The organism is Cryobacterium sp. TMT4-31, from assembly GCF_004403385.1.
GTDB lineage: Bacteria > Actinomycetota > Actinomycetes > Actinomycetales > Microbacteriaceae > Cryobacterium > Cryobacterium zongtaii.
In genome coordinates, this window is sequence record NZ_SOGI01000074.1 from 147,352 (window position 1) to 158,262 (window position 10,911).

11 protein-coding genes are annotated in these 10,911 nt (G+C 69.6%); 3 read left to right on the forward strand and 8 right to left on the reverse strand.

Features of this window, described 5'->3' with window-relative positions; genetic code table 11:
* Positions 1-36 precede the first annotated feature (36 nt).
* The 3 genes from E3T19_RS18370 to E3T19_RS18380 are packed head-to-tail and all read right to left on the reverse strand — an operon-like array spanning position 37 to position 3,158.
* Positions 37-1,206, reverse strand: a complete 1,170-nt coding sequence (locus E3T19_RS18370; protein ID WP_241980345.1) for a P-loop NTPase — start codon at positions 1,204-1,206, stop codon at positions 37-39.
* Positions 1,199-1,840, reverse strand: a complete 642-nt coding sequence (locus tag E3T19_RS18375; RefSeq protein ID WP_088455631.1) for a DUF1003 domain-containing protein — start codon at positions 1,838-1,840, stop codon at positions 1,199-1,201. The genes E3T19_RS18370 and E3T19_RS18375 overlap by 8 nt, the downstream gene beginning before the upstream one ends.
* Entirely contained in the window at positions 1,827-3,158 is a 1,332-nt protein-coding gene (locus tag E3T19_RS18380) for a magnesium transporter MgtE N-terminal domain-containing protein (RefSeq protein WP_088455632.1), read from the reverse strand. The genes E3T19_RS18375 and E3T19_RS18380 overlap by 14 nt, the downstream gene beginning before the upstream one ends.
* Before the next feature lie 180 nt (positions 3,159-3,338).
* Between E3T19_RS18380 and E3T19_RS18385 the strand changes: the two genes are divergently transcribed.
* A complete protein-coding gene (locus E3T19_RS18385) occupies positions 3,339-4,040 on the forward strand; it encodes a general stress protein (protein ID WP_240632413.1) in 702 nt (233 codons plus the stop codon).
* A gap of 105 nt (positions 4,041-4,145) precedes the next feature.
* On the opposite strand, the gene E3T19_RS18390 is transcribed toward E3T19_RS18385, so the two are convergent.
* Together E3T19_RS18390 and E3T19_RS18395 are read right to left on the reverse strand one after the other, a co-directional pair.
* Positions 4,146-5,702 carry an aminopeptidase P family protein gene (locus E3T19_RS18390; RefSeq protein ID WP_134409530.1) on the reverse strand — a complete coding sequence of 519 codons (1,557 nt, stop codon included), beginning with the start codon at positions 5,700-5,702 and terminating at the stop codon, positions 4,146-4,148.
* A gap of 42 nt (positions 5,703-5,744) precedes the next feature.
* Positions 5,745-6,803 carry an endonuclease/exonuclease/phosphatase family protein gene (locus tag E3T19_RS18395; RefSeq protein WP_134409531.1) on the reverse strand — a complete coding sequence of 353 codons (1,059 nt, stop codon included), beginning with the start codon at positions 6,801-6,803 and terminating at the stop codon, positions 5,745-5,747.
* Positions 6,804-6,858: 55 nt separating this feature from the next.
* Here E3T19_RS18395 and E3T19_RS18400 point away from each other — a divergent pair, with 55 nt between their 5' ends.
* A complete protein-coding gene (locus E3T19_RS18400; RefSeq protein ID WP_134409532.1) occupies positions 6,859-7,731 on the forward strand; it encodes a PHP domain-containing protein in 873 nt (290 codons plus the stop codon).
* Positions 7,732-7,910: 179 nt separating this feature from the next.
* On the opposite strand, the gene E3T19_RS18405 is transcribed toward E3T19_RS18400, so the two are convergent.
* On the reverse strand, positions 7,911-9,401 hold the full coding sequence (locus tag E3T19_RS18405) for a DEAD/DEAH box helicase (protein WP_134409533.1): 1,491 nt from the start codon (positions 9,399-9,401) through the stop codon (positions 7,911-7,913).
* Between the two features lie 183 nt (positions 9,402-9,584).
* Between E3T19_RS18405 and E3T19_RS18410 the strand changes: the two genes are divergently transcribed.
* A complete protein-coding gene (locus tag E3T19_RS18410; protein ID WP_240632414.1) occupies positions 9,585-10,286 on the forward strand; it encodes a ferritin-like fold-containing protein in 702 nt (233 codons plus the stop codon).
* A gap of 67 nt (positions 10,287-10,353) precedes the next feature.
* On the opposite strand, the gene E3T19_RS18415 is transcribed toward E3T19_RS18410, so the two are convergent.
* Both E3T19_RS18415 and E3T19_RS18420 read right to left on the reverse strand, forming a co-directional pair.
* On the reverse strand, positions 10,354-10,656 hold the full coding sequence (locus tag E3T19_RS18415; RefSeq protein WP_088455637.1) for a hypothetical protein: 303 nt from the start codon (positions 10,654-10,656) through the stop codon (positions 10,354-10,356).
* A gap of 7 nt (positions 10,657-10,663) precedes the next feature.
* The gene (locus tag E3T19_RS18420; protein WP_088455638.1) at positions 10,664-10,888 is read right to left on the reverse strand and encodes a DUF3107 domain-containing protein; all 225 of its coding nucleotides are present in this window, start codon (positions 10,886-10,888) and stop codon (positions 10,664-10,666) included.
* Positions 10,889-10,911 lie beyond the last annotated feature (23 nt).

Below are 10,911 nucleotides of genomic sequence, written 5' to 3' on the forward strand. Positions count from 1 at the left end.
AGTTTAGACAGGCTTACCGACAAGCGGCGGGGGCGCTCAGCGCGGGCTGATGCCCAGGCTCAGCCCGGCCAGGCCGCGGCCCCTGGTGGCCAGCGTGGCGGCGATGGCCTGGATGGCCTCGGCGGCCGGGTCGGCGGGGTCACCGAGTACCACGGGCAGTCCGGTGTCGCCGCCGCTACGGAGGGCCACGCTGAGCGGCACCTGGCCGAGCAGCGGCACCGGGCTGTCCTGGCCCGCCGAGAGCCGGGCGGCCACGTCGGCGCCGCCGCCGGCGCCGAAGATTTCCAGCAGGGTGCCGTCCGGCTGCATCAGCCCCGACATATTCTCGATCACTCCGTAGATCTTCTGGCCGGTCTGCCTGGCGACGGCGCCGCTTCGTTCGGAGATGTCGGACGCGGCCGGTTGCGGTGTGGTGACCACGATGACCTCGGCGTGCGGAAGCAGCTGGCCCACCGAGATGGCGATGTCGCCGGTGCCCGGCGGCAGGTCGAGCAACAGGATGTCGAGATCGCCGAAGTACACCTCGGTGAGGAACTGGGTGATGGTGCGGTGCAGCATCGGTCCGCGCCAGGCGACGGCCACCGAGGTGTCGTCGACGAACATGCCGATCGAGATGACCTTCACGTCGAAGCCGATCGGCGGCAGGATCATGTCACCGACCTGGGTGGGCTTGACCATGCCGGGCTGACCGCCGGGGGTCGCCGGCGGGGTGACCAAGCCGAGCAGCCCGGGGATCGAGAAGCCGTACACATCGGCGTCGACGATACCCACCCGCAGGCCCCGCGCGGCGAGGGCCACCGCGAGGTTGGCGGTGACGGTGGACTTGCCCACGCCGCCCTTGCCGCTGGTGATGGCGTAGATCTGGGTGAGCGAGTCGGGGGAGAACTGCAGGCTGCGCGCGCCCTGACCGCCGCGCAGCTTCTCGGTCATGGCCCGGCGCTGCTCCGGCGTCATCACCGAGACCAGCACCCGGGCCAGGCCAGCGCCGACGACCGACTCGGTGGCTTCGCGCACATCCGTTTCGATCCGGGTCGCCGCGGGGCAGCCGGCGATGGTGAGGCGGATGCTCACCGTCGCGCCGCCGTCGGCGTCGATCGTGACGTCGGAGACCATGTCGAGTTCGGTGATGGGTTTGCGGATCTCCGGGTCGATGACGCGGGTCAGAGCGGCACGCACCCTGTCGTCGGCCGAGTGGTGGTCAGTCAAACGGGTGCGCCTCGTGCGGGGCGGAGCGCTCGATGGTGCCGCGGCTGTCGCGGGGACTGGCCTCACGTTCCCGGCTTTCCAGCTCCCGGCTGTCCCGGTCCCTGGCGGCCTCGCGTTCGCGGCGTTCCTGTTCGTCGCGCTGGTCGAGGTTGTCGAGCAGGGCGCGCAGTTCGGCGCGCAGGAAGTCCTTCGAGGCGAGGTCCTTCATGCCCAAGCGCAGCGCCACGACCTCACGGGCGAGGTACTCGGTGTCGGCGAGGTTGCGTTCGGCGCGCTGACGGTCCTGTTCGAACTGCACCCGGTCACGGTCATCCTGCCGGTTCTGTGCGAGCAGGATCAGCGGTGCCGCGTAGGACGCCTGCAGCGACAGCACCAGGGTGAGCGCGATGAAGCCCAGCTCGATGGAGTCGAAACGGAGGCCCTCGGGGGAGAGGGTGTTCCAGCCGACCCAGAAGACCACGAGGGCGCTCAGCCCCAGCAGGAACCAGGGCGTGCCCATGCCGCGGGCGATCGCCTCGGTGAACCGGCCGAACCTGTCGTTGCTGCGCCCGTTGCGCTTACGACCGACGAGGTTGGTGGTGCGCAGGCCCTTGGGGGTGTCGAGGCGCAGTTCGCTCTTGTTAGCGCGTGCCATTGCCGTGCCTCCGTACTCCCGGCAGCGGGATGCTTCCTGTTACCAGCTGGGTTCTGGCCGTGGCACGTTTGCGTACCTCGTCGCCGTCGTCGTGACTTCGCCAGTCGTCCGGCAGCAGGTAGTCGAGCACGTCATCAATCGTCACCACCCCGACGAGTCGGTGGTTTTCGTCGACCACGGGAACGGAGACCAGGTCGTAGCTGGCGAGGATGCGGCTGACTTCGGCCGCCGAGGTGTCCGCGGTGACCGGGTCCAGACCGAGGTCCAGCAGCGTGCCGAGGCGCTCGTGCGGCGGGTAGCGCAGCATCCGCTGGAAGTGCACCATGCCCAGGAACCGGCCGGTGGGCGGTTCGTAGGGCGGCAGGGTGACGCAGATCGCCGCACCGAGCGCCGGCGCGAGGTCGTGCCGGCGGATGAGGGCCAGCCCCTCGGCGACGGTGGCGTCGGCGGAGACGATGATCGGCTCGGTGGTCATCAGGCCACCGGCGGTGTCTGGAGCGTAGGAGAGCAGGAACCTGACGTCGTCGGCTTCTTCGGGCTCCATCAGGTCGAGCAGGTGCTCGCCGCGCTCCTCTGGCAGCTGTGCGATGAGGTCGGCCGCGTCGTCCGGCTGCATGTGGTCGAGCACCTCGGCGGCGCGTGAGTCGCCGAGCCGGGTGAGGATGCCCACCTGCTCGCTTTCGGGCATCTCCTCGAGCACGTCCGCCAGGCGGCCGTCGGGCAGTTCCTCTGCCACCTCGAACATGCGTTGGCGCGGCAGGTCGAGCAGGGTGTTCGCGAGGTCGGCGGGCTTCATGTCCGAGTAGGTCGCGATGAGCTGCTCGGCGGACTGGGCCTCACCGGCCGTGACCTTCTCATAGACCTCGGCCCAGTTGGCGAACGCCGTGGCCCCCTTGGTGAAGGGCGATGAACTGGTCTTGGGGCGGCGCACGAAGAGTTGGCTGATGGCCCAGTCGCCCTGGGCGGACTCCTCGATGGCCACGTCCTCGATGGACGCTTCGCCTGAACCGTCGTTGAACGCGACCCGGCGGCCGAGCATCTCGGCGATCACGCGCACCTCGCCGCCACGCTGCTCGAACCGGCGCACATTGATCAGCCCGGTGGTGATGATCTGGCCGCTGCCGATGCTGGTGACCCTGCCGATGGAGACGAACACCCGGCGCTTGCCGGGAATTTCGACGATCAGGCCGACCACGCGGGGCGGGTCGTCTTTTCGGTAGACCACGAGCACATCGCGAACCTTGCCCACACGGTCGCCCGCGGGGTCGAAGACGTTGCACCCGGCCAGGCGGGCGACGAAGACTCTGGTGTTTGCCACACCTATAACTTAGCTTGTGCAGGCTCCACAACCGCCGTGCCGGATGCGCGGAGCCGCACCTCCGGTACGGTGCGGGCCCGGGCGGGCGGCGCAACCGTTTGGCTGATCATCGAGCCATTCTCCCAACGGATGCACAGCCAGCTCATCGGGGATTCCCGGTGGGCGTGGAAGAATGGCTGCATGAGCAATCAGAGCCCCTTCGGCGGTCGTGCCGCCGCCGCGCTGTACCCCGTTCTGCCCAAGGGCGAGGTCGTGGCGACGTACGAGACCTACAACGAGGCCCAGCTGGCCGTGGACGTCCTCGCCAAGGCCGACTTCCCGGTGAAGCAGCTCTCGATCCTGGGCAACGACCTCAAGACCGTTGAGCGTGTCACGGGCAAGCTCACCTGGGGCCGGGTGGCGCTGGCCGGCGCGGCATCGGGGGCCTGGCTCGGGGTGTTCTTCGGCCTGCTCTTTTTCATCTTCTCCCCTGACGCGGCCGGCCTGCCGTTCGTGTTCGCCGCCGTGCTGATGGGTGCCGGTTTCGGCATGCTCTTCGGCCTGGTCAGCTACGCCGTCAACCGTCGGCGCAAAGACTTCACCTCGACAATGCAGGTGATCGCCGGCAACTACCAGGTGATCGTGAACGTGGAGCTGCTGAACAAGGCCCGCAACCTGCTGGCCGGACACGTGGAGCCCGACGGTGCTGCCGCTCCGCACCCGTCCGACCCGCCGAGGTCCGTGCCCCTGCCGCCGGTGGACGCACCACGTGACCCCGCGGGCGACCAGCCGACAGCGCCGCCCGCCTACGGTCAGCCGGCCCCGCCGGTATCGGCGCCGCCCGCGGCCGGGCCGTCGGACCCGCAGCCGCCGATCGCCGGCCCGGTCGACCCCGCCCGCTAATCGCGCCCGTGCGGACAACTGTTGCCCGTGCGGACAATTGTGCCCGGCGTACCGGGACCAATTGTCCGCTTCGGGAACAGTTAGCTCCCTGAAGGGGACGGGCGGCTAGGCCTGCAGCTCCGCCATCCAGGCTTCGACCGCGGCGGAGTCGCGGGGGATGCCGGCGGAGAGGTTCTCGGCGCCGGTCTCGGTGATCAGGATGTCGTCTTCGATGCGCACGCCGATGCCCCGGTACTCGGCGGGCACGGTGAGGTCGTCGGGCTGGAAGTACAGGCCGGGCTCGATGGTGAAGACCATGCCGGCCTCGATCACGCCGTCCATGTACATGTCGCGGCGGGCCTGCGCGCAGTCGTGCACGTCGAGGCCGAGGTGGTGGCTGGTGCCGTGCACCATGTAACGGCGGTGCTGGCCGTTCTCCGGCTGCAGCGCCTCCTCGGCGGTGACGGGCAGCATGCCCCAGTCGGCGGTGTGCCGGGCGATCACGGCCATCGCGGCCGCGTGCACCTCCCGGAAGATCGCGCCGGGACGGGCGACGAGGAACGCGGCATCGGCGGCCTCGCGGACGGCGTCGTACACCCGGCGTTGCACATCGGTGAAGGAACCGTCGATCGGCAGGGTGCGGGTGATGTCGGCGGTGTAGTAGCTGTCCACCTCGACACCGGCATCCAGCAGCATGACGTCGCCGGCCAGAACCGGGCCGTCGTTGCGGGTCCAGTGCAGGATGCAGGCGTGCGGCCCGGAGGCCGCGATGGTGTCGTAGCCGACGGTGTTGCCGTCGGCCCTGGCGCGGGTGTTGAAGACACCCTCGACCAGACGCTCACCACGCTGGTGCGTGCTGGAGCGGGGCAGGTCGCGGATGACGTCCTCAAAACCACGGGCGGTGGCCGCCACGGCCAGGCGCATCTGGCCGATTTCGTAGGCGTCCTTCACGAGCCGTAGCTCGGACAGGTCGCGGGCGAGACCGGCATCCGCGTCGTGCTCGTGGTTGATCTCGATGCTGAACGGGGCGTCAGAGCCGTTGCCGGTGATCATCTTCTCGGCGGCGTTGCGCAGGCGTGCGTCGTCGACCTGGCCGGTGAGGAACGGGTCTGCCTCGCGCACGAGCAGGGTTTCGCTGTCGACGCGGCGGAGTACGTCGGCGAAACCGTCGATGCCGCGCACGGTGATGCCGAGGTCGCCGGCGACCTGGGCGATGGAGGGCCGCGGGCCGATCCAGAACTCGCCGATCTCGGAGTTGGCGTAGAACTCGTCGGAGTCGCGGCCGGCGCGCTCCCGGAAGTACACGGTGGTCTCATGGCCGGTGGCGGTCGGTTCGAACACGAGCACGGCGCCGGGCTCGGAGTCGCTGCCCCAACCGGTGAGATGCGCGAACGCGGAGTGGGCGCGGAACGGGTAGTCGGTGTCGTTGGCGCGCTGCTTGAGGCGCCCGGCGGGCACGATCAGGCGGTGTCCGCGGTACTGCTGGGAGATGCGCTCCCGCCGGGCGGCCGCGAAGGGGGCCTGCTCGCGGGCGGGCGGCACGGTTTCGGCGCGGTCGGCCCAGCCGCTGGAGATGTACTCCTTGAACCCCGCGGAGCCCGGCGTGGTCGAGCGGTTCTCGTTCGAGCGGGCGGCCGGAGCGGCCGGGGTGGGTGCGGGTGCGGTGTCGGTGGAGTCAGCCATTCCTCCATTGTCCCACTCGCCGGCTTGGAGCCCGCCGGTTGCCTATTCGGTGGCGGGGGACAGCGTGGCCACGACGGGACGGTGGTCGCTGCCGGCGGTGTCCTCGGTACCGATCACGCGCATCCGCTCGACCCGCCAGTCTGGCGTGGCCAGGACGTGGTCGATGGGGGCCCCGAGCAGGGCGGGCGCCCAGGCCGGCCAGGTGCCCACCCCGCCGGAGCCGGTGGCTGCGGCGGCATCCCGGCAGTCGCCGAGAACGGCGCCGTCGGAGGTGGCCCGCCCGGCGAAGTGGTCGATCGTGGCGTTGAAGTCGCCGGCCATGATCACGCCGTCGCCGCCGGAGGACCCGCCGCTGCACTGCTCGGCCAACCAGTCCAGGTCGGATCTCCAGTTGGCCATTTCCCACCGGATCGGGGCGACGGCGTGCACGGCGATGATCGTCGGGCCGGCGCCGTCCACGGGCTCCGCGATGACGGTGGGAAGCACGTTGGTGTTGCCGGGCGGGCCGGAGCCCGCGGCCGAGGTGACCGTGTAGTCGCCGAGGTCCGGGCTGATCAGCAGGGTCGTCGACCGTGCCTTGGAGATGAGGTCGAAGGAGACGGTGTGCACCCACATCGGCCGGCCGGCGGCACGCATGGCCTCGGCGATGAGCACACCGGTTTCCTCGGTCGTCTCGGGGAGGGTGAGCACATCGGCCTCCTCGGCGAGGGCGAGGTCGGCGATGGCCGCGGCCCCCGGGGCGTCGCCGAGGGTGTTCCAGCTCAGCACCGTGACCGCCGCGTCGGTGGGCTCCGCCGCAAGGGCCGCCGCCGCATCCGAGCCCAGACCGCGGTGCAGCAGGATGCCGGAATTGACGGCGCCGAAAATTACCAGAAGCACCATCAACAGAGCCGTGGTGGCGCGCAGCGGCCGAACAAGGAGCAGCAGAATTGCCAGCAGCGACAGCAGGGCGATGGCCACCGCCACGGCGAGGCCGCGGAAGGACACGGCGTGCGCGATGACCCAGGAGTTCTGCAGCCCGGCGATCGCGGGCCAGGCCAGCACGGTGAGGAAGGCCAAGGTTGCGAGCACGACGATGGTGCGAATGAGCGTGGAGAGCATAGATGAGTCACTGTAGGCGACCAAGCTGTATTCCCGCGCCAACTAGCATGAGGGAATGGCAGTCGAACGTCGTTCCACGGGTCCGATCGACCTACATACCCACTCCAGCGTCTCCGACGGCACCGAGACGCCTTCGCAGCTCGTGCGCGCCGCCGCGGCCGCGGGCCTGGGCACCGTGGCGATCACCGACCACGACTCCACGGCGGGTTGGTCAGAGGCCTCGATCGCCGCCCGGACAGCGGGCATCACCCTGATCCCCGGGATGGAGTTCAGCACCCGCGTCGGCCACACCAGCATCCACCTGCTGGCCTACCTGTTCGACCCGTCCGATGCCGGGATCGTCGCCGAGACGGCGCACATCCGCAAGGCCCGGCTCACCCGTGCCGAGCAGATGGTGGCCCGCATCGGCGCCGACTACGAGCTGACCTGGGACGACGTTCTCGCCCAGACCACCACGGGCGGCACCGTGGGCCGTCCGCACATCGCCGACGCCCTGGTCGCCAACGGGCTCGCTCTCACCCGCAGTGAGGCGTTCGCCGGGATCCTGCACTGGGAGGCGGGCTACTTCCAGCCGCACTACGCCCCGGATCCGTTGCGTGCGGTGGCCCTGGTGCGTGCGGCCGGGGGAGTGCCCGTGATCGCGCATCCGGCCACCCGCGGCGTCGCCGACGTGATGGCAGAGAGCCGGCTGGCGGCCCTGGTGGATGCCGGCCTGTTCGGTCTGGAGCTTCGGCACCGCGAGAACAAGCCGGAGGCCACCGCCCGGCTGACCATGCTCGCCGTGAAGTACGGCCTGGCCGTCACCGGCTCCAGCGACTACCACGGTGAGGGCAAGCCCAACCGGCTCGGCGAGAACACCACCACTCCCGAGGTGCTCGAGCGCCTCATCGCCGAGGGCCGCGGCTCTGAGCCGGTGCTCCCCGCCTGAGCTCGCCCGCCCGGCCCATCACGTCGGCGATCTGGTGACATGCGAGTTCGTGCCCCGTCCGCGACGCCCAGGAGGCCTCAACTGGCAAGTCGGCACCGCATCCGTCGCCGAGATGAAGCAAACGGCCCCTTGACGGGGTGTCAAGGGGCCGTTTGCGGCAAGTCGGTGTGCAGAGCCCGCTATGCGGTGGGCGCCTGCGGGGAGCGGCGGCGGGTGCGGCTGCGGCGACGTGGCGCACTGTTGCCGTCGTGGTGCTCTGAGCCGCCACCGTCGTGGGTGCCGGCCGCCGGGGTGGCGGCGGGGGCATCCGGGTTGGTGCTCGAGCCCACGCGCACGCGGGTGCGGGGAGCCTGGTCCGCGGAGCGACCCGAACCGGAGCGATCGGCGGAACGACCGTCAGAGCGACCACCGGAACGGCTGTCGCTGCGGCCGCCACGACCGGAGTCGCGTCCGGCCGGTGCACCGGCGACGGCCTCCTTGATCGGGGTCGCACGCAGGCGGCCCTTCGACCCGGCGGGGATCTTCAGGTCGGTGTAGAGGTGCGGCGACGAGGAGTAGGTTTCCTGCGGCTCCGGGGTGCCGAAGTCGAGGGCCTTGTTGATCAGTGTCCACTTGGGCATGTCGTCCCAGTCCACGAAGGTGACGGCGATGCCGGTCTTGCCGGCGCGGCCGGTGCGACCCACGCGGTGCAGGTAGGCCTTCTCGTCCTCGGGGATCGTGTGGTTGATCACGTGGGTGACGTCGTCCACGTCGATGCCGCGCGCGGCGACATCCGTGGCGATCAGGATGTCTTTCTTGCCGGCCTTGAACGACGCCATGGCGCGCTCGCGCTGCTCCTGGTTGAGGTCGCCGTGCACGGCGGTGGCGTTGAAGCCACGGTCACCGAGTTCTTCGACGAGCTTGGCGGCGGCACGCTTGGTGCGGGTGAAGATCACGGTCTTGCCGCGGCCCTCTGCCATCAGGATGCGGCCGATGACCTCGTCCTTGTCCATGTTGTGCGCGCGGTACACGAGGTGCTCGATGTTGGCCTGCATGAGGCCCTCGTCGGGGTCGCTCGCACGGATGTGGATGGGCTTGGTCATGAACCGGCGGGCCAGCGCCACGATCGGGCCCGGCATGGTGGCCGAGAACAGCATCGTGTGGCGGGTGGACGGCGTCTGCGAGAACAGCTTCTCGATGTCGGCGAGGAAGCCGAGGTCGAGCATCTTGTCGGCCTCGTCGAGCACCATTTCGCGCACGTTGGCGAGGCTGAGCAGGCGCTGGCTGGCGAGGTCGAGCAGACGCCCGGGGGTGCCGACGACGATCTGCGCGCCGGCCTTGAGCTGCTCGATCTGGCCCTCGTAGGCCTTGCCGCCGTAGATGGAGACGATGGTGGTGCCACGGTTGCTCGCGGCGAGTTCGAGGTCTTCACTGACCTGGACGCACAGCTCGCGGGTGGGCACGACGACGAGCGCCTGCACACCGGGCTCGGGGTTGAGGCCGAGACGCTGGATCAGCGGCAGACCGAAGCCCAGGGTCTTGCCGGTACCGGTCTTGGCCTGGCCGATGATGTCCTGGCCGCTGAGGGCGAGGGGGATCGTCTGGGTCTGGATGGGGAACGGTTCGAGGATGCCCTTGGCGGCGAGAGCCTCGACCATGTCCTGGTCGATATTGAGTTCGGAAAAGGTCACGTTTTGGTTGCCTGTCTAGCTCGAAGCGGGATGCGCCCGTCTTTGCCTCAGGCGCAAGTCCACCGATCCTGCGCCGGTGAATGACACCAGACTATAGTGCGGCCCTGGGCAACAGCCCGTGGGCGCACCGCACCAGGCACGTTATTCGCAACGAAGCCGGGGACGTGGACCTATGCTTGGCAAGTGATCTCCTGGTTAGGTGAACGCCCGAAACGGGCAGAGACGCCGCGGCTGTCGGCCCGGGGCGACCGGCGCGCCACCACGAAGGTGGACATCACCGAACTGGTGCCGGACCTGCTCACCTACCTTGGGCAGGCCGCCTATTTCGAACTGGGCATGTTCGAGAGCCTGTCGACGGCGGTCATCACGGCGCCCACCCTCGCCGCCAAGGAGGGCCTGAGCCTGGCCGCCGGGCGTGCGCTGTCGAAGCACCACGGACTCATCGAGGAGATCCGCCGTCGTGATGGTGAACCGGCCAGTGTGATGGGCCCGTTCGTTCCCGCACTGGATAACTTTCGCGCGATCACCGCGGGCGAGGACTGGCAGGAGCTGCTGCTCAGCTGCTACCTGACCGGTGGCCTGCTCGACGACTTCTTCATCAGGCTCTCCGACGCGTTGCCCGGCGATGTCGGCCCGCGCATCGCCCACTTGCTCGGCGAGCACGGCGGTGCCGACGTCCTGGTGCACGAGCTGGCCGCGGCCATCGCCGCGCAGCCGGCGCTCGAATCCCGCCTGGCACTGTGGGGTCGACGCCTGGTCGGCGACACCCTGCTCGTGGCACGATCGGCCATGGCGGTGACGCAGGACTCCCGCATCGAACCGGTCTTCACCGAGCTGATCGCCGCGCACACCCGCCGGATGGACGGCCTCGGCCTCACCGCGTGACATCCGCTCGCGGCCATGCGAAAAAGACCCTCATCGAGATCGATGAGGGTCTTTTCGTCAGCTGACGTTACGCCGGCAGCCCGGTCCTGCTGATCCTGTGCAGCATCGCCAGGTCCGCGGCCTCGCGGCGACGGCCCAGAACCACATCCACCACGACGGCGGCGATGGCAGCGACCACGAAGGACACCCACCAGATCCAGCCGCCGTCCCACGCCCAGCCGAGCCAGGTCAGCACGACCCAGACCAGCGACGCGACACCGGTACCCACCGCCGGCACCAACACGGAACCGTGCGTGAGGCGACGGGGCAGGGCGTACCGAGCCGCCAGCCCGAGCAGCGCGCCGCCGAGGGCGACGAACAGGAGCTCCATCGCAGGTTTAGGCTACGAAGCCGACGCGGCGGGAGGACTCAGAGCCCAGCTCGACGTAGGCGAGGCCGATGGTGGGGACGATGTATACGTGCCCCTTCTTGTCACTGAGCTTGAGGTACCCGGTCTGCCCCGCGAGGGCGGCCGCGACGGTCTCCTCGATCTCGTTGGCGGGCTGGGCCGTCTCGAAGCTGATCTCCCGGGGGGAGTTGAAAATGCCAATGCGAATGTCCACGGATGCGCCTTTCGGTTGCCTAC

Excerpts from the sequence above, each read along its gene's own strand:
- E3T19_RS18400 (WP_134409532.1), top strand. The coding sequence starts at position 6,859 with ATGGCAGTCGAACGTCGTTCCACGGGTCCGATCGACCTACATACCCAC.
- E3T19_RS18415 (WP_088455637.1), bottom strand. The coding sequence starts at position 10,656 with ATGGAGCTCCTGTTCGTCGCCCTCGGCGGCGCGCTGCTCGGGCTGGCG.
- E3T19_RS18375 (WP_088455631.1), bottom strand. The coding sequence starts at position 1,840 with ATGGCACGCGCTAACAAGAGCGAACTGCGCCTCGACACCCCCAAGGGC.
- E3T19_RS18390 (WP_134409530.1), bottom strand. The coding sequence starts at position 5,702 with ATGGCTGACTCCACCGACACCGCACCCGCACCCACCCCGGCCGCTCCG.
- E3T19_RS18385 (WP_240632413.1), top strand. The coding sequence starts at position 3,339 with ATGAGCAATCAGAGCCCCTTCGGCGGTCGTGCCGCCGCCGCGCTGTAC.
- E3T19_RS18395 (WP_134409531.1), bottom strand. The coding sequence starts at position 6,803 with ATGCTCTCCACGCTCATTCGCACCATCGTCGTGCTCGCAACCTTGGCC.